Origin of the sequence: Alteromonas sp. CyTr2 (assembly GCF_947311905.1) — a bacterium.
In the GTDB taxonomy this organism is placed as follows: domain Bacteria; phylum Pseudomonadota; class Gammaproteobacteria; order Enterobacterales; family Alteromonadaceae; genus Alteromonas; species Alteromonas macleodii.
In genome coordinates this window covers 1-26,261 of the sequence record NZ_CAMZMZ010000003.1, presented here as the reverse complement: position 1 = coordinate 26,261, position 26,261 = coordinate 1, and the positions used below count along the sequence as shown (strand labels likewise).

Annotated in this window: 24 protein-coding genes and 1 tRNA gene; 13 read left to right on the top strand and 12 right to left on the bottom strand. The window is 44.5% G+C overall.

From position 1 onward, the window contains the following. The first annotated feature begins 186 nt into the window (after positions 1-186). The 3 genes from QME20_RS02725 (at position 187) to QME20_RS02715 (ending at position 3,071) form a co-directional block, all read left to right on the top strand. Positions 187-2,037 (top strand): hypothetical protein, encoded by a 1,851-nt coding sequence (locus QME20_RS02725; protein WP_281715402.1) that lies wholly within the window; start codon positions 187-189, stop codon positions 2,035-2,037. A gap of 10 nt (positions 2,038-2,047) precedes the next feature. Continuing rightward, positions 2,048-2,587, top strand: a complete 540-nt coding sequence (locus QME20_RS02720) for an NUDIX hydrolase (RefSeq protein WP_014976126.1) — start codon at positions 2,048-2,050, stop codon at positions 2,585-2,587. Positions 2,588-2,678: 91 nt separating this feature from the next. After that, a complete protein-coding gene (locus tag QME20_RS02715) occupies positions 2,679-3,071 on the top strand; it encodes a DUF3224 domain-containing protein (RefSeq protein ID WP_039230296.1) in 393 nt (130 codons plus the stop codon). A gap of 101 nt (positions 3,072-3,172) precedes the next feature. Here the strand turns inward: QME20_RS02715 and QME20_RS02710 are convergent, their stop codons facing one another. Continuing rightward, on the bottom strand, positions 3,173-3,622 hold the full coding sequence (locus QME20_RS02710; protein WP_014976128.1) for an Hsp20 family protein: 450 nt from the start codon (positions 3,620-3,622) through the stop codon (positions 3,173-3,175). 390 nt (positions 3,623-4,012) lie between these two features. On the opposite strand from QME20_RS02710, the gene QME20_RS02705 reads away from it, so the two are divergent. Then, positions 4,013-5,194 carry an acetate kinase gene (locus tag QME20_RS02705; RefSeq protein WP_014948987.1) on the top strand — a complete coding sequence of 394 codons (1,182 nt, stop codon included), beginning with the start codon at positions 4,013-4,015 and terminating at the stop codon, positions 5,192-5,194. A gap of 44 nt (positions 5,195-5,238) precedes the next feature. Further along, positions 5,239-7,380, top strand: a complete 2,142-nt coding sequence (gene pta / locus QME20_RS02700; protein ID WP_281715401.1) for a phosphate acetyltransferase — start codon at positions 5,239-5,241, stop codon at positions 7,378-7,380. 216 nt (positions 7,381-7,596) lie between these two features. On the opposite strand, the gene QME20_RS02695 is transcribed toward pta, so the two are convergent. The 6 genes from QME20_RS02695 to miaB all read right to left on the bottom strand — a co-directional run bounded on the left by QME20_RS02695 (position 7,597) and on the right by miaB (position 14,617). Further along, a complete protein-coding gene (locus tag QME20_RS02695) occupies positions 7,597-8,895 on the bottom strand; it encodes an amidohydrolase family protein (RefSeq protein ID WP_281715400.1) in 1,299 nt (432 codons plus the stop codon). Positions 8,896-9,012: 117 nt separating this feature from the next. Then, the gene (lnt, locus tag QME20_RS02690) at positions 9,013-10,518 is read right to left on the bottom strand and encodes an apolipoprotein N-acyltransferase (protein ID WP_281715399.1); all 1,506 of its coding nucleotides are present in this window, start codon (positions 10,516-10,518) and stop codon (positions 9,013-9,015) included. Positions 10,519-10,624: 106 nt separating this feature from the next. Continuing rightward, positions 10,625-11,482, bottom strand: coding sequence for a CNNM family magnesium/cobalt transport protein CorC (corC, locus tag QME20_RS02685; RefSeq protein ID WP_014948991.1), 858 nt, complete (start codon positions 11,480-11,482; stop codon positions 10,625-10,627). A 116-nt stretch (positions 11,483-11,598) separates the two neighbouring features. Continuing rightward, positions 11,599-12,075, bottom strand: coding sequence for an rRNA maturation RNase YbeY (ybeY, locus tag QME20_RS02680; RefSeq protein ID WP_281715398.1), 477 nt, complete (start codon positions 12,073-12,075; stop codon positions 11,599-11,601). Further along, on the bottom strand, positions 12,072-13,154 hold the full coding sequence (locus QME20_RS02675; RefSeq protein WP_039216249.1) for a PhoH family protein: 1,083 nt from the start codon (positions 13,152-13,154) through the stop codon (positions 12,072-12,074). The genes ybeY and QME20_RS02675 overlap by 4 nt, the downstream gene beginning before the upstream one ends. A gap of 29 nt (positions 13,155-13,183) precedes the next feature. Next, positions 13,184-14,617, bottom strand: a complete 1,434-nt coding sequence (gene miaB, locus QME20_RS02670; protein ID WP_014948994.1) for a tRNA (N6-isopentenyl adenosine(37)-C2)-methylthiotransferase MiaB — start codon at positions 14,615-14,617, stop codon at positions 13,184-13,186. Between the two features lie 305 nt (positions 14,618-14,922). Here miaB and QME20_RS02665 point away from each other — a divergent pair, with 305 nt between their 5' ends. The 3 genes from QME20_RS02665 to QME20_RS02655 all read left to right on the top strand — a co-directional run bounded on the left by QME20_RS02665 (position 14,923) and on the right by QME20_RS02655 (position 16,862). Continuing rightward, entirely contained in the window at positions 14,923-16,122 is a 1,200-nt protein-coding gene (locus QME20_RS02665; protein ID WP_281715397.1) for an FAD-dependent monooxygenase, read from the top strand. Beyond that, positions 16,122-16,298, top strand: a complete 177-nt coding sequence (locus QME20_RS02660; protein ID WP_014948996.1) for a hypothetical protein — start codon at positions 16,122-16,124, stop codon at positions 16,296-16,298. The genes QME20_RS02665 and QME20_RS02660 overlap by 1 nt, the downstream gene beginning before the upstream one ends. A gap of 81 nt (positions 16,299-16,379) precedes the next feature. Further along, complete coding sequence (locus QME20_RS02655) at positions 16,380-16,862, top strand: hypothetical protein (protein ID WP_281715396.1); 483 nt, start codon at positions 16,380-16,382, stop codon at positions 16,860-16,862. 76 nt (positions 16,863-16,938) lie between these two features. Here QME20_RS02655 and QME20_RS02650 read toward each other — a convergent pair whose 3' ends face one another. Continuing rightward, the gene (locus QME20_RS02650) at positions 16,939-17,529 is read right to left on the bottom strand and encodes a TetR/AcrR family transcriptional regulator (RefSeq protein ID WP_281715395.1); all 591 of its coding nucleotides are present in this window, start codon (positions 17,527-17,529) and stop codon (positions 16,939-16,941) included. A 149-nt stretch (positions 17,530-17,678) separates the two neighbouring features. Between QME20_RS02650 and QME20_RS02645 the strand changes: the two genes are divergently transcribed. After that, positions 17,679-18,230, top strand: coding sequence for a carboxymuconolactone decarboxylase family protein (locus tag QME20_RS02645; protein WP_014948999.1), 552 nt, complete (start codon positions 17,679-17,681; stop codon positions 18,228-18,230). Positions 18,231-18,391: 161 nt separating this feature from the next. Here QME20_RS02645 and QME20_RS02640 read toward each other — a convergent pair whose 3' ends face one another. After that, on the bottom strand, positions 18,392-18,574 hold the full coding sequence (locus QME20_RS02640; protein WP_039216244.1) for a hypothetical protein: 183 nt from the start codon (positions 18,572-18,574) through the stop codon (positions 18,392-18,394). A gap of 247 nt (positions 18,575-18,821) precedes the next feature. Here QME20_RS02640 and QME20_RS02635 point away from each other — a divergent pair, with 247 nt between their 5' ends. Both QME20_RS02635 and QME20_RS02630 read left to right on the top strand, forming a co-directional pair. Then, positions 18,822-18,992, top strand: coding sequence for a hypothetical protein (locus QME20_RS02635; protein ID WP_014949001.1), 171 nt, complete (start codon positions 18,822-18,824; stop codon positions 18,990-18,992). Between the two features lie 592 nt (positions 18,993-19,584). Next, positions 19,585-22,149, top strand: coding sequence for a TonB-dependent receptor (locus QME20_RS02630; RefSeq protein WP_281715394.1), 2,565 nt, complete (start codon positions 19,585-19,587; stop codon positions 22,147-22,149). Positions 22,150-22,217: 68 nt separating this feature from the next. Here the strand turns inward: QME20_RS02630 and QME20_RS02625 are convergent, their stop codons facing one another. Further along, complete coding sequence (locus QME20_RS02625; RefSeq protein ID WP_014949004.1) at positions 22,218-22,775, bottom strand: acyl-CoA thioesterase; 558 nt, start codon at positions 22,773-22,775, stop codon at positions 22,218-22,220. Between the two features lie 92 nt (positions 22,776-22,867). On the opposite strand from QME20_RS02625, the gene QME20_RS02620 reads away from it, so the two are divergent. After that, positions 22,868-23,488, top strand: coding sequence for a flavin reductase family protein (locus QME20_RS02620; protein ID WP_014978883.1), 621 nt, complete (start codon positions 22,868-22,870; stop codon positions 23,486-23,488). 50 nt (positions 23,489-23,538) lie between these two features. Continuing rightward, positions 23,539-24,195 carry a cupin domain-containing protein gene (locus tag QME20_RS02615; protein WP_014978884.1) on the top strand — a complete coding sequence of 219 codons (657 nt, stop codon included), beginning with the start codon at positions 23,539-23,541 and terminating at the stop codon, positions 24,193-24,195. A gap of 182 nt (positions 24,196-24,377) precedes the next feature. On the opposite strand, the gene QME20_RS02610 is transcribed toward QME20_RS02615, so the two are convergent. After that, the gene (locus QME20_RS02610) at positions 24,378-25,784 is read right to left on the bottom strand and encodes an alanine/glycine:cation symporter family protein (protein WP_281715393.1); all 1,407 of its coding nucleotides are present in this window, start codon (positions 25,782-25,784) and stop codon (positions 24,378-24,380) included. 320 nt (positions 25,785-26,104) lie between these two features. Next, a tRNA-Gln gene (locus QME20_RS02605) sits at positions 26,105-26,180 on the bottom strand. Between the last annotated feature and the right edge of the window lie 81 nt (positions 26,181-26,261).

The window sequence follows — 26,261 nt, the reverse complement described above, 5'->3', positions numbered from 1 at the left end:
GCTATATCCACTCCCATACTTTTTAATTATTCTCTGCTTTTCTCATACACTAGCTCATTTATTGATATTTTTTTTATCAGTTACTATGCCTTTTCGATACGGTGCAGAGAGATTCACGTAAGTAATCATTGCTCAATCATCTTACACTAAGTATGATTTTTCCTTTTGTTTTCGAAAGGATGCATCATGGCTTATGATTTTGGTTCTCAGACGCTAGGGATAAAGAACCCATTTAAGACAGAAGGAGCGCTTAGAACACTGGGTGGTGTCTTAACGCTATTGTTAGCGGTTTACGTTGTTTTCACAGTGCCGGCAATATTTGAAGCTAACAAGGTGAAAGGCTATACCTTGCTAGCGGTTGGTTTTGTTTTAGTAGTATCGGGAATACGCCATACGGCGGTCGGTATCCTTCAACTTATGCGCTTTTTTGTAGGTAGAACGGTTCCCACTTCACTGGCCTACAACTTCTCAAAATCTGAACAAGATGCTGCTCAGGCAGAGCAAAAATCTCTGCTTTACTCGAAAGAGTCACTGCACTCTATGCTTATGGGAAGACGAAATACTACCTTTGAGGAGCCAAAAGGCTGGCTCGCTCGGCTAGTTCACAGCATTTTTCCTAAGCTTGTTTTTTTACCTTACCCGCTACGCCATCTTGCCCAAGAAATTTTAGCCATGGGGGCGACACTCATCGTGGGCTTAGTTACCTACGCCATCGTCTATTTTTTAGTAAGTAATGGCTTTGCAGGTGAAGTCGCAAAAATTGTCGTTATGCCTGTTCTTTCTTTGGTATTGCTTATCTATTTTGTTGCCAACTGGACCTCTACGGCAAAGGGCATCCATAACGAAGGAAACTCGCAACTTGCTAAAGCGGGAGGGTTGTCAATTGGTGTAATCATTGGATTAGCACTAGTCGTTCCTCTTGGTGCGGGTGTGTTTCTCGATGGTGTGGTGGGAAGTAATATCAATGAACTTAAAACCTGGTCTGAAGAACACGCTTTTTTTAGCGCTTGGCTGAACTTTGTATACCTTTTCATCTGTATCGGCGTGGTGATAGGTCTTGTATTTCCATTACTTAAAAAGCGCATGGATTTAGTGACACCACAAACTGAAGTCAGCGAATTTCGAGCAAACATGCAAGAGTCTGTTCATCCCAATGAGATTTTTATCAATATAGAAAACATCGTGCTTGCCAACCGTCGTTACAAGGAAGTCCCAAACAGAATATACGCAGACTTTGTTCCTAAGCTTAAAGAGCAGGCTGAAGGGAAGGGTAGTTTCGAAGGGGAATTACTGATAGAAACTCAGCCAACCCTCAGTGAGGGGTTAGCATTACCCAAAGGGGCTAAGGTAGCGTTGAGCGCTATTGCGCAAGTTGCCGTCGTTGTTGCCGCGGTATTGTTTTACTCATCTGGCGTACAGCTTGCTGAGCTACTACATCTGGTTATCAGTATTGGTGTAAATAACAGCGCACTGTTGAACAATGCTTTTTCTATGGTCAATAATTTGCTCATGCTGATATTCGCTTGGCTTACTTTCAGAGCGGCAGGAAGTATTTTAAACAACGCGTCTCACATGTTTTGGGGCGAGCTGAACTTTAACTCTTTGCTTATGTACATGAAAACCGAAGGCACGTATACCGAGTCTAGAGTTTCAACAGGTATGGCAATTCACGATTCTACACGGTCTGAAAATGTCGTAGTTAGAAGCAGTATCACACCGTGGATCATTACTAGTCGAATTAACACTTCTATATTCGCCACTAGCGGTATGAACAATCTGGAAGCCCCGCGCTTTGTAATGGGAATGAACAAAAACGACGGAGAATTGAAGGAAATCGTCGACGAAATTAAAGCATTCTTACGCGGTAGAGAGACCATCGCTTCAATCACTAATGAATCAGACTTAGCCAATGCAAGTACCATTCATCAAGTTAATCAACAAACCCGAGCGTTTAACAAAAACCCTGACGATCGCCTAACACTTAAAGAGACGGAAGAAAGTGCAGGTTTTCTTCGAAACGAAAAAGACAGTGAGTGAGGAGTGAGGCATGGCTGATATTAAAACACTAGATACAAAAGTTGTGTACGAAAACAAATGGCTTCGCGTAAGAGAAGACAAAATACAACGCAGCAGTGGAAACGAAGGCATTTACGGCGTGGTGGAAAAGCCTGACTTCGCTATTATTTTGCCGATAGAAGGCGATACGGTTTACATGGTTGAGCAATATCGCTATACCATAAAAGAGCGCCAGCTTGAGTTGCCTCAAGGTGCATGGGAAAGTAACCCTGATGTCGACCCTGTTGAATTGGCGAAAGGTGAACTTAAAGAAGAGACTGGCTTAACTGCAGATTCAATGGAATATGTGGGATTTCAATATTTAGCATACGGTTTTTGTAATCAGGGTTATCACATTTATGTAGCTAAAGGCCTCACCCAAGGCGCACAAAAACTCGATGTCGAGGAAGAAGACTTGCGCGTTGTTTCACTCTCCTTAAATGAGTTAAAGGAGAAAATAAAACGTGGAGAAATCAAGGACGCAAGCACCTGTAACGCAGTGGGGTTAGCCATGCTTAAGGGGATTATCTAAACACCCTGTTACAATTTGCTGACTGTTTTTTTCTTTCTGAGAAGCTAGGGTTTACAGTTTATAACTAAAAATCATTTATAAAGAGATATTTATGGCGTTCAAAGGAAGTTTTTCCATTACTCAATGGGACGAAGACACACTTAGTGAAAGATCAGAGGGAATTAAGGTATCTCACGCTAGTATTAAGCAGGTGTATTCTGGTGAAATGAGTGGCGAATCTAATGTCGAGTTTTTGATGTCTTATCAATCTCAGATGTCTGCCAAATTTACCGGGTTTGAAACCTTCGTTGGCGTAGTAAACGGTATGCGCGGCACGGTTACTTTTCAGCATGCCGGTAAGTTTGAGAATGGAGTTGCAAGCAGCGAATTTATATCAATTGAAGGGTCTGCTACAGGTGAACTGACGGGGAAAAGCCTTCGAGGTAACTTTAAGTCTGGTGAATCGGGTAAAGCTGATTACGCCATTGAAATCGACAACGCTTGAGTAATGGGTAAGCGCCAACTAAAAGCGATTTTTTTAAGCCCAAAAAAAACGGCGCCGAAAGGCGCCGCTAAAAGTTGGGAAACAAACCAAGAAACTAACTATTAATTTTCAATTAAACGAGAACCAATCTCTATTTGACGAGGCTTCTTGGCTTCAGGAATGACTCGCTCCATATCGATGTGTAACAGACCGTTTTCCATATCTGCAGCTAGCACTTTTACATGGTCGCCAAGTTGGAATTTACGCTCAAAGTTACGCTCTGAAATGCCCTTGTGTAAGAACTTACGCTCTTTGCTTTCTTTATCGTCCGCTTCCGTTTTCTTCGTGCCCGTAATCGTCAACGTGTTTTCTTCAACCTGAATAGAAACGTCGTCTTTACTAAAGCCGGCAATGGCCATGGTTACACGATACTTGTCATCGCCAAGTAACTCTATGTTATACGGCGGGTAGGTACTTTGCTTCTCAGCACGAGATGCTGCATCAATTAAAGACGCTAGGTGATCAGAACCAATGAATGAACGGTAAAGTGGAGATAGATCGATAGTACGCATAGTCATATCCTCAAAATTAAGCAATATGTTAAAAGTCTAAATGCCCCGACTCTGCGGCGGCGGTTTTGTCGACCTGACCTTTCAGCGCCGACAAAACATATATAGGAATGGCCCAAATACTTTTCAAGAAAGAAAATGCATATTTTTTCCAAAAAACTTGGGTTTAATTTTAAGTCTATGTATTTATTGGTTTTATTTGTTTCTTTTTTTTACGGCATGAAATGAATCGCGTGCTTTTCAATAAATATTGAGAAAAAACCTCACATACAATAAGTGTATGCGATGTTTTTTATAAAACATTTAGCAATTGTTTAACCAATCCGGTTGTTTATAAATGCTACAATTTGGTTAAGCAAAATGTCTTACCACTTTTATTTGTAAATTTAAAAAATGAAGAAAGAAGTTATAGTTTTAAATTGCGGCAGTTCGTCCGTAAAGTTCGCGATAATTGACGCTGACACTGGAGAGGCTGGACTGTCTGGTATTGCTGAAGCACTAGGTAATAGTGATGCTAGTTTGTCTTACAAGTTAAACGGCAAAAAAGAAAAACGCGCACTACCTGAAAAAGCTGGCCATACCGAAGCGTTAAGCGCAATTTCAGAAGTTATCGCTAGTACGGGCGTTAAGCCTATCGCAATAGGGCATCGTGTTGTTCATGGTGGTGAAAAGTTTAAGCAGGCTGCACTTGTCGATGATAGCGTACTAAAAGCAATTGAAGATTATGCAAGCATGGCTCCGCTTCATAATATGGCGAACCTAAAGGGGATCGTCACGGCGCAAGAGGCTTACCCTGACCTGCCTCACGTAGTCGTATTTGATACTTCTTTCTTTCAAACCTTACCCCAAAAAGCCTTTATTTATGCTTTACCCATGTCGCTTTATCGCGAGCACGGCATAAGACGCTACGGATTCCATGGAACCAGTCACAAGTTCATACTTGATAGCATGGCAAAAATTCTTGAGAAGCCGGTTTCAGATACCAGCATTATCAGTGCCCACCTAGGCAATGGCTGCAGTGTGTCGGCTATAGAAAAAGGTGTGGCGGTAGACACAAGCCTTGGCTTTATTCCTCTTGAAGGCTTAGTTATGGGCACTCGCTGTGGTGACTTAGATCCGAGTCTACCGGGAACGCTGCAGAAGAAGCTTGGCAAAACCGCAGATGAGATAAGTGATTTACTGAACAAACAGTCTGGATTACTTGGTATCTCAGAGCTGAGTAACGACTGTCGAACCCTTGAAGATGCGGCGCTTGAAGGTCACGAAGGTGCATTATTGGCCATTGAAATTTTTTGCTATCGCTTAGCTAAATACATCGCGGGTTATATGGTAGCCGTACCCACGTTAGACGCTATTGTATTTACAGGCGGAATAGGGGAGAACTCATCGCTTATTCGTGAGACAACTATGGGGTATTTCGCCCACTTTGGAATTAGCTTAGATGAGCAAAGAAATACCGACGCGCGATTTGGTCAAGGTGGAAAGATTACCGCTGATACCGCGTCAACGGCAGTTTATGTTGTGCCTACAAATGAAGAATGGGTGATAGCCGCAGAAGCTGCAACCTTCGCGTAAACTATATAAGCAACGCCAACGCGTTAGCAAAAGCAGGAGTAACTATGTCTCGCAGAATTATGTTGATCCCCGTAGGCACCAGTGTCGGCCTAACTACGGTCAGCATGGGCCTTGTTCGTGCTATCGAGGAACAAGGCATAAAGCTCAATTTCTTTAAGCCCGTTGCACAGCCACGCAAAGGCGATAACGGCGAAGAGCGCTCTACAGCAATTATTGCGCACCATGCCAGTGTGTCGCCCATCACGCCTTTCGAGCTTGAATACGTAGAGCGAATGATCAGTAACGACAGCACCGATGAGCTCTTAGAGGAGATCATCGAGCGGTTTGAAGAAAGCAGTGTTCAAGAGGCTGTTACTGTTATTGAAGGATTGGTGACAACTCGCCATCACCCTTATGCAGAGCGCCTGAATTTAGAAATTAGTCGGGCACTTGATGCCGACATCGTTTTCGTGGCTGTGCCGGGAAATGAGTCGACCACGGATATCAATCATCGCCTCGAAATCGTTGTAGACACCTATGGCGGTCACAAAAGTCAAAAAGTAGTGGGCTGTATCTTCAATAAGGTTAACGCGCCTTTTGATGAACATGGTCGCTTACGCGCTGATATTGGCGCAATAGAAGCCCCTGAGCACGACGAAGAGCGAACCCAAGCGTTACGTGATTTGCCTATTTTCAAAAAGGGCTTGAGTCTACTTGGCACAATTGACTGGAGTGCTGATTTAGTATCTCCTCGCGCCACCGACGTAGCGAAGCATCTTAACGCTAGCTTGTTAAACGAAGGCGAGCTGGCTGAGCGGCGTTTAAGTAGTGTCACGTTTTGCGCGCGAGAAATTCACAACATGACGCACACCTTAAAGCCGGGGGCGCTACTTGTAATGTCGGGTGATCGCGGCGATGTTTTTGTGTCGTGCTGTTTAGCTGCATTAAACGGCACAAAGCTAGGCGCGCTCTTGCTTACTGGCGGCTATCAGCCGGATGAAAACATTATGGCGTTGTGTAGCCAGGCCATGGAAACGGGCTTACCGGTTATGCTGGTAAATTCCAATACGTGGCAAACAGCACAAGCACTTCACGCTTTTAATCAGGAAGTACCTGTAGATGACAGTAAACGCATTGAAAAGGTGATGGTTCACACTGCGGAAAGTTTAGACGCAAGTTGGGTAAATTCACTTACCCAAAAAGTGTCGCGCCAGAAAAAACTCTCTCCATCAGCGTTTCGTTTTTACCTAACAAACCGTGCAAGGCAGGTAAATAAACGCATTGTGCTTCCTGAAGGAAACGAGCCAAGAACCGTGGTGGCGGCTTCTATTTGTGCCAAACGGGGTCTTGCTCGTCCTGTATTGCTAGGCGATGAAACTGAGATTAGGCGGGTAGCAGAACAGCAAGGTGTTGTACTGAGCGAAGGCGTTGAGATTCTCTCGCCGTCGGCCATTAAAAAAGACTATGTTGAGAGCTTAGTGGCGCTACGCGGCCATAAAGGTGTGACGGAAGTGGTTGCCCAAGAGTTGTTAGAAGATAACGTAACTCTGGGCACGATGATGCTTCAGCAAGATGACGTGGATGGATTAGTGTCAGGTGCAGTAAATACAACTGCGAACACTATTCGCCCAGCGCTCCAGTTGATAAAGACCGCTGAAAACGCGTCGTTGGTGTCGTCAGTATTTTTTATGCTGTTGCCTGACCAAGTTTTGGTTTACGGCGACTGTGCAATTAACCCAGATCCCAACGCTCAACAGCTCGCTGATATTGCTATTCAATCTGCGGAATCTGCACAAATGTTTGGCATTGAGCCGCGGGTTGCGATGATTAGCTACAGCACTGGTTCGTCAGGTGCAGGAAGCGATGTAGAAAAGGTGAGAGAAGCGACCAAAATTGCGCAAAGCCTTCGCTCTGATTTACTTATTGATGGTCCACTTCAATACGATGCAGCGGCTATCGAAAGTGTGGGCAAGAGCAAGGCACCAAATAGCCCTGTTGCTGGTAAGGCAAACGTGTTTGTTTTTCCTGACCTCAATACCGGAAATACCACTTACAAAGCGGTACAGCGTAGCTTCGATCTAGTGTGTATTGGCCCAATGCTGCAAGGCATGCGAAAGCCCGTTAACGATTTAAGTCGCGGTGCATTGGTTGACGATATTGTATTTACCATCGCACTTACTGCTATTCAGGCGGCAGGTAACGTTTAACAGGGTAGACTACCTATCTGTTGTAAGGTAGTTGCTGCTAACAAAAACGGCGCTACTTCAAATGAAGTTAGCGCCGTTTTTTATTTCTTAGTCTGATGCAGTGTGATGTATTGCTAAGCTATTAACCTTGCGTAGCGACTATCCTCTGCTATGCTCCGTGCAGCAAGCTGCAATCTATGAACTACAAGCTAAAGATTTTCCTTTAGCGGCCATTCATCACATCGCGTACTGCTTCACAATTTGTCCATCTTTCATAACAAAGCCCACTTTTTCCATAAGGCTCATATCATCTAGTGGGTTGCCGGGCACTGCGACGATATCTGCCAGCTTACCTTTTTCCAAACTTCCAAGGGTAGCTTCTTGTTTCAGTAAGCGGGCAGGGTTAATAGTAGCAGCTTGAATAGCCTGAATGGGGGTCATACCGAACTTCACCATCCGGGCAAACTGCTTAGGATTATCACCGTGAGGGTAAACCCCGGCATCGGAACCAAATACCATATTTACACCAGCTTTAACTGCCTTCTCAAAGTTTTCGCGCTGAGTTTTACCAACAATACGCTCTTTATTCAGGCTTTCTTCTAGAATACCGGCTTTCTCTCCTTCACCCAGAATATATTCAGTTACGTAAATATCCATAGAGAAGTAAGTACCGTTCTTTTTCGCTAAATCTATCGCTTCGTCATCAAGCAAACTTACGTGTTCTACTGAATCTACACCCGCTTTAATGGCTGCTTTAATGCCATTAGTGCCATGAGCATGAGTCGCTACTGTCAAACCACGCAAATGGGCCTCATCAATGAGGGCTTTCATTTCTTCGAATGTGTATTGCTGTGCACCTACTTTTGTGCCTTTAGACAAAACGCCACCTGTAGCGCAGAATTTGATCACGGTAGCGCCGTACTTAATATTTCGACGTACTTTTTTGCGTACTTCCCACGGGCCATCGGCAACACCTTCGCTATAATTGTCATACTCATAGGGCAAAAGATTGCTGTCACAATGGCCGCCAGTTACGCCTAGGCTTGGCCCAGCTACAAACATGCGCGGTCCCACTACGTCGCCCGCGTTGATGGCATCTCTTAACGCAACATCAGCAAAACCAGGTGCACCCACATTACGCACAGTGGTAAAACCTGCATCTAACGTTGCTTTAGCGTGTTTAACGCCAGTAATAGCCGCGCGGGGCAGTGATACTTCTAAACGCTTGTACCCGTGTCGAGTTGCATCAGTGGTTAAGTGTACGTGCATATCCATTAACCCAGGCATTAGCGTGGCATTGCCTAAATCAATACGTGTTGCTTCGTTTGGAACTGTCAGGTCTTTAAGGCGACCAGATGCAGTAATTATATTGTCCGTTACAATAACAGCCGCCTGTTTGACGACTTTCCCGTTAGCAACGTCAATCATGCGATCTGCAGTAATTACCGTTGTCTCTGCGAAAACAGCAGTAGAGCAAACAATGGCAGTGATAGAAAAGGTGAGTAGTTTTTTTGAAAAAAGAGAAACCCAGTTCACAAGTATTTCCTTAATTAGCACACATTGAACTTTGCAAAAAACAAGTTCAACATGTCCTACATCGAGTTAGTATTATTATTGAATGACTATTGTGTCGGTACCTTTAATTTTTACAGATCATCTCTGTCTTCGTCTAAGAAGTAACGCACTAACAAATAGCAAAATAACTATAAACCAAACACCTAGCTCTTGAAGATGGTAATACGGTGTAAACCCTCTGGTTGCGACAACTGGCGCCGAAATATTACCTGCCATGAATTGAGGTAGCCGAGCAGTTATTTCGCCTCTGTGGTCTATAAAAGCCGTAATGCCATTATTTGTCGCTCTAACGACAGGGCGGCCTAACTCAAGGGCGCGCATTTGCGCTATCTGCAAATGCTGAGCAGGCCCATGTGAGTGACCAAACCACGCATCATTACTCACGGTTATGATCATGTCGGTATTTTCATATACATTTGCCATCACTTGATGAGGAAACGCAATTTCAAAACAGATAGCGGGGGCTAGGTGAATGCCGTTAGCTTCAAGGTTTGCCTGTTGATAGTCACCTCGAGAGAATGATGACATAGGTAAATCGAATAGGGGAGCAAGCGGGCGAAGCCAGTCTTCAAAAGGTACGAATTCGCCTACGGGCAATAGATGATGTTTCGAAAATCGGTTGTTGTGGAAATATTGATAGTCGGGATAAGCGGCATCTGGTGTACGTTTACCTAGCACAATTAGGTTGTTCCACGCTTCATCAGTTTCCCAGTTGTAATTAACAATACCCGTAATAAGTGCCGTGTTCTCTTGAAAGGCTCTTTCGTTAACTTTAGCAAGATAAGGTTGGGCTAATGGCTCAAGCTTGGGAACCGCGGCTTCAGGCCAAATGATGAGGTCGTTATCCCATAAGCTTTCAGTTAATTTCCAATAGGTGTCCATGGTTGGACCATCTTGCTCTGGCACCCATCGCAGACTTTGCGCGATGTTGCCTTGAGCCATGCCTACTGAGTAGGTTTTTTGGGGGGCAACCCAAGTATGTTGTTTAAGAAGGTAGCCACTGGTAAATAAGCACAGCGCCACTAGCACTGCGTTGGCGAAAGTTCGCTTATTGTGTATCAACGCAAATAGCGTAGCGCTGATAACGATAAGCGCGCTTATTCCCGTTTCTCCGATGATTGGCGCAAAGCCTGAAAGAGGGCTCTCTAATTGACTATACCCTATAGATAACCATGGAAAGCCGGTTAGCATCCAGCTTCGTAACCACTCAGCCGCAACCCAGAAAAGAGGTAACGCCATTGGCCACAAGTGGGGAGAGAAGTACTTGGCGGTTAACTTGGTGGCAAGCGCAGGATAAAGCGATAAGTAACCACATAGCAACGCCATAATGCCAATAGATGCCGCAATGGGAAGCCCGCCAAAGTCGGCAATACTCACATGAACCCAGCTTATACCCGCTCCAAACCATCCTGCACCGAACAGCCATCCGGCTAAAAATGGGCGATGTTTGAGCTTTATCACCTGACGTATAGCAATTGCAAGCGCAGGAATAGTTAAAAGCCACATGTTAAAAGGAGCGAAAGCTAGCGTTAAACTTGCGCCGCTTAACAAAAGGAGTAGGTGGGGAGTAAACCGTTTCAGCATAGGAGTCATCTGATCGTGGTTAATAGAGTTGTTACGTCAACATAGGGTGAGCACGAATAAAATCATGCTGCCCTATGCTGAAACAGGCGTAGTTTGCGTTACTTCACTATTCGAGCGAAGGCACTGAAACCTTAAGTTGGATAAGTCGGCGCTTATCAGAGTTAGTCACTTTAAATTGAATGTCGCCAATGGTGATTTCGTCATTGGTTTCAGGCATATGACCAAACGCTTTCAGCACAATACCGCCAATAGTGTCGGCTTCTTCTTCGCTAAACTTGGTTTCAAAAAACTCGTTAAAATCGTCAACCGGCGTTAAGGCTTTAACAGAGTATGTTGATTTATTTAACGGGCGAATATCATCGGTACCATCTTCTTCCGTATCGTATTCGTCTTCAATTTCACCCACGATAATTTCAAGGATATCTTCAATCGTGACTAGACCAGACACACCGCCATATTCATCTACAACAATGGCCATGTGGTAGCGTTGCTGGCGGAACTCTTTAAGCAGAACGTCCACGCGTTTGCTTTCTGGGACAATAACCGCAGGGCGCAGAATATCGCGAAGGTTGAATTCTTTTTCCGCGTTAAATGCAAAAGCTAAAAGATCTTTTGCTAACAGAATACCTTCGATGTGGTCTTTATCTTCGCTGATAACGGGGAAACGGGAGTGAGCAGATTCAAGCATTACAGGTAAAAACTCTTCTACCTTTTGCTCTACATCGATGGTGGTCATTTGAGCGCGAGGGATCATGATATCCCTTACTCGCATTTCATTTACCCCAATAACCCCTTCAATCATTTCGCGGGTTTGTGGGTCTATGATTTCGTTCTGTTCAGCATCAGTAATAACCGATACTAACTCTTCTTTACTTCTCGGCTCGCCAGAAATTGAATTTTTTAGTTTATCTAACCAACTCTTGCCTGATGAGCCGTTGGTAGAGTGAGGATTATCGTCGCTCATAATGTCCGTTTAATTGTTAGTTCAACGCCAACGTTAAAATGGTTCTCGCTGGTCGTCAATGTTTTATTGTTATTAAGTGTTAAAGTACTTAACTAACAATGGTTTATATTGAATTTTTAATCAATAGATTCGTAAGGATTAGCAATGCCAAGGTGCGCAAGAATATCAATTTCCTTGCTTTCCATTTCCTCAGCTTCCGCATCATCAATATGGTCGTAACCCATTAAATGCAATAGCCCGTGAACAGTCATGTGCGCGTAGTGGTTGCTTACGTCTTTATGCTGTTCTTCGGCTTCTCGACTAATAACGGGGGCACAAATAACCAGGTCACCTAAAAGGTTTATTTCTATACCTGGAGGCGCTTCAAACGGAAAAGATAAAACATTTGTGGGTTTATCTTTTCCTCGGTATTCATGGTTAAGGCTTTGACTTTCGACTTCGTCAGTAAAGCGAATGGTCACTTCTTGCTCAGCTAACCCTTCGTAATTGAGCACGGCGTTAGCCCAAAGCTCAAGTTCCGAAGGTGAGGGAATGGCCGACAAAATGGCCTCGTCACCTTCAAACGCTTGCTGTACATCAATAATGGCACTCACGATGCGTTGTCGTCTTTCGTTTGCGTGGCATTATCGTCTTGAGAAGCCTGTTCACGTTGAAGTCGCAATGCTTCTTCTTTACGTGCTTTGCGAAGACGCTCTTGTTCAGCATCGTGCACTTCATAGGCTCTTACGATGCGCGCAACCACAGGGTGGCGGACCACGTCTTCAGCGTTAAAGAAGTTGAAAGAAATGTCATCCACTTCACTTAACACTTCAATAGCATGACGAAGACCTGATTTTGCACCGCGAGGTAAGTCTACCTGCGTGATGTCACCGGTGATCACCGCTTTTGAATTGAAGCCAATACGGGTTAAGAACATTTTCATTTGCTCTACCGTGGTGTTTTGACTTTCATCCAGGATAATAAAGGCATCGTTCAGCGTTCGACCGCGCATATAGGCCAGCGGTGCAACTTCAATGACGTTGCGTTCCATAAGCTTTTCTACTTTCTCGAAGCCCAACATTTCAAATAGGGCGTCGTAAAGCGGACGAAGGTACGGGTCAACTTTTTGTGAAAGGTCGCCGGGCAAGAAACCGAGCTTTTCACCCGCTTCTACCGCCGGGCGGGTAAGCAAGATGCGGCGAATTTCTTGTCGCTCAAGCGCGTCCACAGCAGCAGCGACGGCTAGGTAGGTTTTACCCGTACCAGCAGGTCCAATACCAAAAGTAATATCGTGGTTTACAATGTTCGCCACATATTGCGCTTGGTTAGGGTTACGCGGCTTAATCACACCGCGCTTGGTCTTAATATTCACTTCTTTGCCGTAGCCGCCTGTTGCGTCTTTTTCAATAACACGGGCTTCTTGAATGGCAAGATGAACTTGTTCCGCTTCTAGCTCGGGAATACGGCCCTTAATAGGCTGAGTTTCTATATAAAGAAGCTTAAGTAATTCGCTGGCACTTTTTATTTGCTGCGGTTCACCCAACACCTTGAATGCGTTATTTCGGTAGGTAATTTCTACCCCTAACCTGCGCTCAATTTGTTTAATGTTGTCATCAAAGGGGCCACATAAACTCGACAAACGTTTGCTATCTGCCGGTTCTAATTCAAATTCGTTACTAACCAATGTACTCAAGCTACTTTTTTCCTCGCTATAAAATGTATTTAGGCTGGGTTAAATTGACCCACGCCAAGCTCATCGGGCAAATCTGCCTGATGCTTTGCCATGATAGATTGGGGCGAAACGGCAACACGCAAGCCCATTTCGCTCTCTCTGCGCACAACTTCACCACGTAATGAGTTAGTGAATACGTCAGTGATGTTTACATCAACGAATTCGCCAATCATGTCTGGTGTGCCTTCGAAGTTCACTACACGGTTATTTTCAGTACGTCCCGAAAGCTCCATTGGGTTTTTCTTTGACGGACCTTCAACCAATATTCGTTGCTCTGTGCCAACCATGTGACGAGCAATACGAAGAGCCTGTTGCGTAATACGCTGCTGTAGTAGGTGAAGACGTTGCTTCTTAGTTTCTTCACTTACGTCATCTACTGCGTCGGCAGCAGGCGTACCCGGGCGAGCACTGTAAATAAAGCTGAAGCTAAGGTCGTAATCGACTGCCTGAATCAAATCCATGGTGGCTTCAAAGTCGGCATCTGTTTCACCTGGGAAACCAATAATGAAGTCACTCGACAAACTAATGTTCGGGCGAATTTTCTTCAGCTTACGCATTTTAGACTTGTATTCGATTGCTGTATGGCCACGCTTCATCAAGTTCAATATACGGTCAGAGCCGCTTTGAACAGGCAAGTGTAGGTGGTCTACTAACTCCGGAATAGACGCGTATGCTTCTATAATGTCATCAGTAAATTCAACCGGGTGTGAGGTGGTGTAACGAATTCTGTCGATACCGTCTATGGCCGCTACCAATTCAAGCAGCTCAGAGAAACGACAAATTGTACCGTCGTAATTTTCACCGCGATACGCGTTAACGTTTTGACCTAGAAGATTGACTTCACGCACGCCTTGACCTGCAAGCTGAGCGATTTCAAGCAACACGTCGTCAACGGGACGGCTTACTTCTTCACCACGGGTGTAAGGCACAACACAGAATGTGCAGTATTTTGAACAGCCTTCCATGATTGAAACGAACGCCGTTGGACCTTCAGCACGTGGCTCAGGCAAACGGTCGAATTTTTCAATTTCCGGGAAGCTTACGTCAATGACTGACTTTGCGCCGCCCTGAAGCTGATTGATCATTTCAGGCAAGCGGTGCAGTGTTTGTGGACCGAATACCAAGTCTACGAACGGTGCACGCTGACGAATAGTATCGCCTTCTTGAGAGGCTACACAGCCGCCCACACCGATAATAAGTTCAGGTTTATCTTGCTTAAGTGTTTTCCAACGTCCCAGCTGGTGGAACACCTTTTCCTGTGCTTTTTCACGAATTGAGCATGTGTTAAGCAAAATAACATCGGCTTCTTCAGCACTTTCTGCAGCACTGTAGCCATGCGTTGAGTCTAGTAAGTCTGCCATTTTCTCCGAGTCGTACTCGTTCATTTGGCAGCCCCAGGTTTTGATATACAGCTTTTTAGTCATAACAACTATTCGATAACCTGTTAGTGTTCCTGTAAGTGAGAGCAGTTTCACCGTTGTTTAGAAAAGGTGGCTGCCAGAATGTTATTTTACGTAAGGCGCTTAAATCACCACGTAAAAAACACGGATAATGTCAGTTACAGGGAGATGTTCAAAATAGCCGCATATTTTACCTGTAATGCAAGCATATTCCCAGTATCTTGAGACGATTCGTTAAGAATTGATCTAGGGCAAGCCAGTTCTACGTTTTACTTCACAGCGCTTTGTGTTTTAAGACATAATGCAAGTGCGTGTTTTAAGGAGAGTAAATGGTCGATTTTTGTATAAATGGCGGCGGTATGGTAGGTGCTGCACTTGCGTTGGGACTTGCTCAGCAGCAGTTTAAGGTAGCAGTGATAGAGCCGTATCTACCAGCACCTTTTAACGCTGAGAAGGGGCCCGACTTAAGGGTTTCAGCCATCAGCGAAGCATCGGTAACGCTGTTAAAAGCCCTTGGTGCTTGGGAGCACATAGCCGCCATGCGTGTTAAACCTTACACAGGCCTAAGCGTGTGGGACGACCCAGCCCATCGAACAGACTTTACCGCACAAAGTATCGACATGCCCCAACTAGGCTTTTTTGTGGAAAACCGATTGTTGCAGCTGGGGTGCCACCACGCATTAAAGCAGTTTGACAATGTTGAGCTCATTACCGGACAAATGGTGCAAGATATTCAATTAACGAATACGGCTAAGGTCAGCCTTTCGAATGGCAGAACCATTGAAGCGAGCTGGCTTGTTGGCGCAGATGGCGCAAACTCTCAGGTGAGAAAGGCGGCGGGCATTGGCACTACAGGTTGGCAATATTCGCAGCAGGCGATGGGGATCACTATAAAGATGGAGAACGCCGTTGAACCTGTAACCTGGCAGCAGTTTACATCGAGCGGCCCTAAAGCCTTTTTACCTATGTTTGATAACTTCGCTTCGCTAGTTTGGTACGACTCGCCTGACGAACTCAAACGGATTAAAAGTTTAAAAGCGAACCAACTTGAAAGTGAAATTCTTAAAACGTTTCCAGATGAATTGACCAGAAATGGCAATAGCTTTTCAGTTATTGATAAAGCGATTTTTCCACTCACGCGTGCTCATGCTAATCACTATGTGAAAGGCTGTTGTGCGTTAGTTGGTGATGCAGCACACACCATTAATCCGCTTGCCGGACAGGGTGTTAATTTAGGTTTTAAAGATGTAGAAACCTTTCTTTCTGTGTGTGCTGAATTCAAGCCATTCGGTAGCGACAACGCATTGTTGCTAACCGAGCAAGTATTTTCTCAAAGGCTTATCAGCAATTATGAAAAGCCACGAAAGCGAGATAATTTGGTGATGATGACGGCAATGGATGGGTTTTATACCTTGTTTAGCAATGACGTTGCCCCCATAAAATGGATAAGAAACCAGCTTCTTTCTGTGGCGCAGCGCATAGAGCCTGCTAAACAAGAAGTGCTCAAATATGCGATAGGGTTACGATAATGGAAGTGTTAATTTTACTGGCGGTGTTATTTGGTGCGCTAGCATTGATTATACCGCTAATAGAACGCTCTAAAATGCGAATCAGTAATGAGGATGCTGCGAAATGGGCTAAGTGGATTTGGCCCTTAATGGGGATTTTGCTTATCGCCCAGTTGTTGCGGTTACTGTTCTCTTAGCTACTGCTTAGGTTTAAAAAGTCACAAAATCTAGCCACTTGCCGAACTCAAATCAATTCACTTTTTCAAAGGTTCAAAGGAATGACCGTACAATTTTCGCAAGGGTTCTCCAATCAATGTCCGTGGGTTAATCTAAAAGGCTATAGCCTTTATTATATTTGGCAAGGGCATCCAGCAGACGAAGGCGAAAAACACTTTTATCAGTTGAAGAGTAAACCTGACCCTGAAAAGGTTGAGGTGATGTCTGCCTGCTGGGATGGCTATGCAGGCAGTTACCAGTTAAGTGCTGAAGGAAGCCTTATTCTCACTCGGTTTCATTACTTCCTCCCCAACGGATTGGGGGAGTCCGATGCCTTACTTGAGGAGTTACACGGCGACTTTTACTTAGAATTTAGAACCCACTTTGAAGGCGATCAGCTATATGTACCGTTTGCTGATGGTAAAGTGACTGTTGACCAGGAACAGTGGGTTGAGGTAAAGCGAGCCTACGTTAATCTGAAAACGGACAAAAATGGTTTTTCCACTTGGTTTAAACGGTTCAATCCGAACCGCTTATTTAAGTAAACCAGGGCCCATCCAACTGGTTTTACGGCAATTTTCATAAATGTGCTGCTTCAGTTTTTGTAAGCCTTCATCTACATTAATGTGTTTGTTGTGGCCATTGGCCTTTCAAATCGATAATGACTTTGTCTATCATCTTAATAGTTGTTTGATTATCGTCTCGCAGTAAGGCAAACGCTCGTAAGCCAACGAACTGATTTTGAAGCCACTCTGCGGCTGTTGACGTTGGCGTATGTTCAGGCAGCTCACCTTTTTCGATACAGGCTTCAATAATATTTCTAAAACCAGCCTTAAGGGTTTGCATGCTCTCAAGTACAGCTTTTTTGGCAATATCACCAATGAGTTCTAATTCTGCAATAGACTTAACCAACAAGCACTGGCGCATGTAGCGTTGCTCGTCGGGGCCAGTTAATGCTGTTTCAAAAAAGTGGTAAAGAGCGTCTAAAGGTGATTGAGCTTCTGTGACTTGCTTTAAACGTTTTGCACTGTTGTCTGCATAATGCTCAACAACAAGTTTGAATAAACCTTCTTTGCTTTGAAAACGCGCATAAATACTACCCGGACGCATATCCAATGCCTGCTGAATATCACGCATGCCAGCCGCCTGAAAGCCTCGTTGCCAAAAAAGCGTAGTGGCTTTTTCTATAATCTCATCGTGGTCATATTTCATCGCTGCATACCTTATACGTGAATATTTTGAACATATGTTCAATTATCGCTTGAACGATCGTTCAAGTAAACCTATTATTATTGGCATACGAGTTGTGAGTAGCGCAAAGCGTTGCTTGCAGTTTTTGATCACATCAATAGGAGAGTGACATGAGCGATTTTACTTTACACACGAAAGAGAGTGCGCCAGAAGCAGCGAAGCCTTTACTTGATAATTCGCAAGCAGCATTTGGAATGATTCCAAATCTACATGCAGTAATGGCAGAAGCGCCGACTTTGCTTGAAGGCTATCAAGTGCTGCATAAACTAGCGCAAGAAACATCGTTCAATGCAGAAGAGTTAACGGTGGTTTGGCAGGCAGTGAATGTAGAGCACGCGTGTCATTACTGCGTTCCAGCGCATACGGGTATTGCTAAGAGTATGAAAGTGCGCGATGACCTGATTGAAGAGTTGCGAAACGATGAAACACTGTCTGACAGCAAATTGAATACGCTTAAAGAAACTGTGCTGGCTGTAACTCGCGGGCGAGGGAATGTTGATAATGCCCAGCTTGACGCATTTTACAGTGCTGGATACAAGCATCAGCAATTGTTAGAAATCATACTTATATTGGCGCAAAAAGTGATGAGTAATTATACCAATCATTTGGCCGATACGCCTGTTGACGAACCTTTCAAAAAATTTGATTGGTCGCCTAAATAATCATTTGATAGCTCTTTTAAAACGGAAGCAAGGCTTCCGTTTTTTGTTTCTGGCTTAAACGCTTGCGAGCAATCTCGCAAAAACTGAATAGCAGTAGGCTACACAGTGTGTAGATAAAAAGCGCAAACAGCTTTTTTCTATTCCTATTCAAAATACGACTATTAAGACGCTAAGGGCAGCTGCGGGCTTAATTCTTCTACGGTTTCCATTGCAACTAACTCTTCGTATCCCTTTTGCTGCAACAGTGTTTTCAAATCGTCGCAATTACTGCATTTATTTTGTTTAGCGATCGCCACTGCTTCGATGAAACACGATAGGTGAGTTATAGATTGTGCTTGTGTCATGGTCTACTTCACTTTTGATTTTACGTAAGTTCGTTATTTCCATTTTTATTGGAATTACTTTGGCTTAGCCTGAAGTCACTAATGTGACGCTAGCATTACGCTTTTATGAAAAATAAGGGTGAAAAGTTCAAAATACCTTGAAACGTATATACATAGGCTATACATTTTGTATTCGAATAATGTGGTAGTACTTGCAGATTCTCATTGAACGACATACTGCACGTATTGATATTTGCAAGGATTTAAGGTGTCTGAAAAAAACAATAAAAAGAAGAAAAAGAATAGTCAGATGATTATTCGAATCAATGACGAAGAGCGTGCCCAGTTTATCGCGTTATGCGAAGACCTAGACACTTCTGCTGCTCGTGAAGTTAGACACTTTATTCGAGAATTTATTGCCAAACACGGCGATCAATAGCGGCTTTGCTAAACGTTATGTGAGTGAAGCGAACACTACAAATAAAGATAAGGATTTACATCATGGCTAAGAAAAAAGAGTTAAAAAAAGCGATTAAAGCAACTAAGGCGAAAATTTCTAAGCAAGAAGGAAAGCTGAAAAAGCTTAAGAAGAAGCTTAAAAAAGCATAAGCGCCTATTTGGCACTCATTAGTGCAAATTTAGTATGAAAAGCGCTCTGAACGGGGCGCTTTTTCGGTTTCACGTACTCTAGTCCAAATTACCTTTTGTGAAGGTGGCACCTTCCTACCGCCTCTTACCACCAGTGCAATAGATGATTCCGTCGCTTCATCTTCAAAATTCCGCCTGTCGTCGATATTAAGGATTTATTACAACTTTAGTATTGTGCGAGCGAATCTTTTTGTGATTTACTCAGCCTTCAAGCACCGCGTGCTTTTCATCTCTAATAATAATAAGTCTGATCAGACAATCTGGCGTTTAGCAGTACCCCAACAACAGAAAGAAGATATTGTATTTCAACGCGTTTTTGATTCACGAAATACAAAACTACACACTTCGAAAAGTAAAATTTAAAAGAATTCAGGAACAACACAATGCAACAGGCAAAATTTAACGCTTCTGCTTTCAAGCTTTCCCTCATTGCTTCTGCAATTGCAGGAATGGCTTTTTCCTCTTCGTCAGTGCTTGCACAGGAGCAAGCTTCTGTTGATGAGCAAGATGTTGAGCAAATCCAAATTGTAGGTTCACGTCGCGTTGGTCGCACCATCAATGACTCCCCTGTACCTATCGACATTATCGATGCTTCATCTATAGAAGCAACGGGGCTCACTGAAACCAACATGATCTTAAACCAGTTACTGCCTAGCTTTAACTTCCCTCAGCCATCTATTACCGATGGCACCGACCACGTACGACCAGCACAGCTGCGTGGTTTAGCACCAGACCACACGCTGGTATTAGTTAATGGTAAGCGTCGTCATACCTCTGCGCTTCTTAATTTAAATGGTTCGGTGGGGCGTGGCTCTTCAGCGGTAGATTTAAACGCTATCCCGGCTAATGCTATTAAGCGTATTGAGGTGTTGCGTGACGGTGCTGCGGCTCAGTACGGCTCAGACGCCATTGCCGGTGTTATAAATATTGTTTTGAAAGATGCTGCCGAAGGCGGTGAAGTGTCGGCAACGTATGGTGCTAACGTTACAACAATGGACGGTGTGCCTAACCTTGAAGGTGTGAGTGTTGGCGCTGACGGTAATTTAGCATTCGCTGAAGGAAGCGACAGAGACGTAACCGATGGACAAACCTTTACCCTTCGCGGCAACGTAGGCTTCGAATGGGGAGACGACGGCTTTGTTAACGTATCAGGTGAATACCGCGACCGTGGACAGGCGAACCGTTCGGACTACGACCAGCGAGAAAACTATGCGCGAGACGCGGACGGCAACCTAGACCCTCGTGAGCTTACGGTCAACCGCTACAATCACGTTTACGGAAATGGTGAGGTAGAAGATTACGCCTTGTTCATAAACGCGGGTAAAGCCCTTACTGATAGCGTTGAGTTTTATACTACCGCAGGCTACAGCACTCGTGATTCGGTAGGCGGAGGCTTTTACCGTCGAGCTCAAGATTCACGAAACGTAGTTGAAATTTATCCAGACGGATTCCTACCTTCTATTCAAACTGACATAACCGATATGTCGCTGCTTGCTGGTATTAAGGGCTATGGCGATGTGTGGAATTACGACTTGTCCGTAACACATGGTGGTAATGAGCTTGAGTATGGTGTTATCAACACCCTAAACACGTCTTTAGGTCCAACGAGTCAAACTGAGTTTGACGCGGGTACGCTAGAATACAACACCACAATTGTGAATGCTGACGCGTCACGTTTGGTAGATACCGGGTATTTCTACAGCGAAATGAACTTCGCCATGGGCGCAGAATATCGTCATGAGAGCTATGAAATAACTGCAGGTGAAGAAGGGTCTTACATACAAGGTACGTTTGGACCTGGCGGCGTGGTGACTGACCCGGTAGACGGCCCGTTTGGTGCTGCTGGTTCGCAAGTATTCCCAGGCTTTACACCAGAATCTGCAGGTGAAAACAGCCGTCATAACTATAGCTTCTATGTGGATGTAGAAGCTGACGTTGTAGAAAACTGGAACGTAGCAGTGGCAGGGCGCTATGAAGATTATTCTGACTTCGGCAGCACGTTTAACTGGAAAATGTCTCACCGTGTAACCCTGAGTGATGCATTTGCACTTCGAGCGTCAGTATCAACCGGCTTTAGAGCACCATCGCTACAACAGCAATTCTTCACCTCAATCGCGACGGTATTTGTTGATGGCGAGCCAACAGAGACGGGCACATTTGCGCCGTCAAGTGATGTTGCGCAAGCGCTGGGCAGCCCAGGCCTTGATGCAGAAGAATCGAATAACTACAGCGCAGGTTTTACCTACTCGCCAACCGCCGATTTCAACCTGACAGTAGACTTTTACCGCATTGATATTGACGATCGTATCGTGCTGTCTAACAACCTATCAGGTGAGGGTATAGAAGCATTACTTGCGGGTACGGGAGCTAATCAGGCACGATTCTTCTTAAATGCGATAGATTCGCGTACGGAAGGTGTTGATATTGTTTCTACCTATACGCTTAATACGTCAGATTATGGTGCGTTTAACTTTAACGCAGGTGCCAACTTTAACGATAACGAAGTAACAAGTGTTATCGATGCACCTGAGGTTTTGCAAAATGCAGGCTTCGACCAGGCTAACTTGTTCGATGATGTTGAACTACGTCGCTTCGAAACGGCTTCGCCTGACAGCAAACTTAACTTAGGTGTTACGTGGAATTATGACCGCTACACAACAACCTTACGCACTACTCGTTATGGTGAAGTGGAAGACCCATCGTCAGTTGAAGCACGCAATGAAATCATTCCATCAGAGTGGATCACAGACCTAGATGTTCGCATTGCGTTAACGGAAGAACTTACCGTTTCTGTTGGTGCTAACAATTTGTTTGATGTGTACCCAGAAACAACCCGTGAACTTGTGGATGATGTAACCACGTTCTCGCGCTTATTCCCGTATTCAGGCTTTTCGCCTTACGGTTTTACAGGCCGTTTTGTTTACGGAAAAGTCTCGTATAGCTTTTAATTAGCATCGGTTCTTGAGTGCTGAAAGCCAGTTGATTAATAATCAACTGGCTTTTTTGTACCTGTTACTTATTCATTTTTCTCAAAGGTAACCGCACAGCGATGTTCGTTTAAAAGCGCAAAGTCTTCTTTGGGAATAAAAGCGTCGTAATCACGTTGCAGCTTAACTTGTGCTTCTTTGCGAATTTTACTGCGGCGTATAGCCGTTACGAAATTGCGCATTTCATGGTGAGTAGATAACTCTAGCTCAGGGACTGAAACAGGTGTGCCGCTGTCATCTTTGGCAACCATGGTAAAAAAGCTGTTGTTGGTATGTTTGACCTCGTTGGTTTTGATATTTTCCGTAGTAACTTTTATCCCTACTACCAAGGATGTGTTTCCGACATAATGAACGGTAGCGTCGAGGTGAAGTAAGTCACCCACTTCAACAGGCTGTAAAAACTCGACGCCATCAACGGTAACGGTTACACAATAGGCCCCTGCGTGTTTACTTGCGCAGGCATAGGCGACTTTATCCATTAACGATAAAATGACACCTCCATGCACCTTACCGCCAAAATTTGCAAAAGATGGCACCATTAATTCAGTCAGTCTTGTTCTTGAAAAAGCGACATTACGTGCAGTCATAAACAACCTTTAATCTTAAGCCCTTGAAAAGCGCCGAATAAGCGTTCATATCAGTATTAGATTTACCCTACCACAAATTTTAAGGAATGGTTTTGGCACAAACGCATTTTTATCAACCAAAAGAAGGTCATGGCTTGGCTCACGATCCGTTTAACGCGATCATCGCACCGCGCCCAATCGGATGGATCTCTACAAAATCAAAAACGGGAGTGTTAAACCTTGCTCCTTACAGTTTTTTCAATGCGTTGAACTATACGCCGCCAATTATCGGCTTTTCAGTAGTAGGCAGTAAGAAAGATTCACTGGTAAACGTGCAGGAAACGGGTGAGTTTTGCTGGAATCTTGTATCGGAAGATTTGATTGATGCGATGAACACGACGAGTAAACCTCTGGCACCTGAAGAAAGTGAATTTGACCATGCAGGGCTTCAAACTGTAGAAAGTGAAGTGGTAAGCGTTCCCCGCGTAAAAGCGAGTAAGGTGAGCATGGAATGTAAGCTAACTGATGTGGTACAGCTTAAATCGGCCTCAGGTGAGTCGGTGGACAGTTGGTTTATTATGGGCGAAGTCGTGGGTGTACACATTGATAAGTCGCTTATAGAAAACGGCGTTTACAGCACGCTGAAAAGTGCGCCAGTTACCCGTGGTGGCGGGCGAGGCGATTATTACACTATTTCCCGAGATAACTTTTTCGAAATGCTAAGACCAGAGTAACGGTCTTTAATAAAACAGTGACAACGCGTCAATATTAACCGGTGACCTAAATGCTTAATATGAACTTTGATGAACGCCTAGCGATCAATACGCAAATGCAAGAGTGGCAAGCGTCACCGTCTTCTACGGTATGGCGTAAACCCTTAGAGCGTGAAGCAAAAGAGTCAGGTCATACAACTAGCGTTGTAAAGTACGAAGCAGGAGCGAGTTTTAAGCAGCACAGTCATCCCTATGGTGAAGAAATTCTGGTGCTTGAAGGTGTGTTTTCCGATGAACACGGTGATTACCCTGCAGGCACTTACTTGCGCAATCCTCCAGGCAGTAAGCACAGCCCGTTCAGTAAAGAAGGCTGTGTTATTTTAGTGAAGCTGAATCAGTTTGATAAGCGCGATTTGAGTGAAGTACGGGTAAATACAAATAAAGCACAATGGCTGCAAGGGCAGGGCGGTTTACAAGTGATGCCGCTCCACAACTTTGAGCACGAACATGTGGCGCTAGTTAAGTGGCCCGTGGGTGAGATATTCAAGCCTCACAAGCATTTCGGAGGTGAAGAAATTTTTGTGCTATCGGGTACATTTAAAGACGAACATGGTGCATACCCAAAAGGCACATGGTTGCGCAATCCTCATATGAGTCAGCATCATCCTTACGTGGATGAGGAAACAATAATATGGGTGAAGACAGGGCATTTGCCAGTAGCGTTGTAGGCCGCCATTTCATTTGTTGCAGGTAAATCAAAACCAGTGTTTTACTTGCGGTCAATTGCTACAAACGAAAAAGGCTAACCCGAGGTTAGCCTTTCTTTTGTCAAAACTTACTTTAATCTTAATTAGTTAACGTTAGCGTGATAACACCTAATTTTAAAACACTAACCTAGTAAAAGCCGGACTTAATCCCAAATACCATCTTCTGACTTACCCTGTATTTCACAGTCGCCCGCTTTGTATTCCATGTTTGCGCCACTGTCTTTTTTCTTAAAGTAGTCTTTGCTGATAGACACAATGGTAGGGGTCATCCATACAATAGCAATGATGTTTATCACCGTCATTAGGCCCAACGCCATATCGGCCATGGCCCATACCTGAGGTAGTGCCGCCTGTGCGCCCCAATAAATCATGCCTAAATAACCAATAGTGTAAACTGCACGGCCTATTTTGTTATCTAGCTTGAACATGTGCAGGTTACTTTCGCCATAAGCGTAGTTTGCTACTACAGATGTGAATGCAAATAAGCTGATGGCGGCTGCCACAAAGTCAGTACCGCCTTCGCCTAGGTGACTGCTCATCGCATCTTGGGTTAGGCGTATGCCTTCCATTTGATCAGAGCTTGAACCGCCAGCAAGTAAAATGATGAAGGCAGTAGACGTACATAGCACGAGTGTATCTAAGAAAACGCCTAGCATCTGAATGTAACCCTGTGATACAGGATGATTAGGGTTTGGCACAGCACTCGCCGCAGCGTGCGGTACAGAGCCGCTACCTGCTTCGTTTGAATACAGTCCGCGCTGAATACCATTTTTAATGGCCGCACCGAGTGCACCAGCGCCAGCTTCCTGCAAGCCAAATGCTGATTTAACGATATCGAGCAGCATGGCTGGCAGTTCGGAAATATTAATGAAGGTAATAGCCAAAGCCACAAGCACGTAGCCTATTCCCATAAAGGGCACCACAAACTCGGCAAAGCGCGCAATGCTTTTAAGGCCTCCCACGACGATTAAGGCTGCCAGTGCAATAATGGCTAGGCCTACATATTCTGTGGGGAAAGAGTACGCATTGTTTAATGCATCGGTAATAGTATTGGCTTGAACGGCGCTAAAGACAAAGCCGTAGCCAAAGAACAAACATAGAGAAAATGCGACTGCAAGCCAGGTTTTGTTCAAACCCTGCTTGATATAATAAGCGGGACCGCCACGGAACTCGCCGTTTTCGTCACGGACTTTATATAGCTGACCTAGTACACTTTCGGCAAAGCCAGTGGCCATACCTAAAAGGGCAATCATCCACATCCAAAAAATAGCGCCAGCACCGCCTAGAGATATAGCAACCGCGACGCCAGCTAAGTTACCCGTGCCTACACGAGCCGATAAGCTGGTACACAAAGCTTGGAATGAACTTATCCCATCCTTAGTAGAAGTGTTACTGCTCTTTAGTAGGCTGAACATATGGCCGAAGTGCCTAAGCTGCACACCACCAAGTTTAACGGTAAACCAGATACCACATGCAAGCAGCATAATGATAAGTACCTGACCGTCTCCCCAAAGAATATTGTTAACTAATGAAACGAATTCGTTTATCACGCACTTTCCTTCGTTATTGTTTTAATTATTGCTCGGCGTGTAGAAATGAACTGAACATGACAGGTGCGTTGTCAGAACAAACGCTTCGGCTTAAGCAAACTTGTATTTGCTAAACCTTGGAATAAGCCGAGCTATATCGATAAAAAACCAATACTAGCACGACAATTAAATGATTGGACAATGAAAACGTGCTGAAACTATGACGTTTTATGCTCGCATAAAGCAAATTTATTCATTCATGGGGGAGAAGAACGCATTTGCTGAACAAAACGAGAGTACAAACAAAAAAACCGCTCAAAAGAGCGGCTTTTTCAAGAATATGGCTGGGGTAACAGGACTCGAACCTATGAATGGCGGGATCAAAACCCGCTGCCTTACCAACTTGGCTATACCCCAATATTGGTGCGGAAGGAGAGACTTGAACTCTCACGCCGTGAAGCACTGGAACCTAAATCCAGCGTGTCTACCAATTCCACC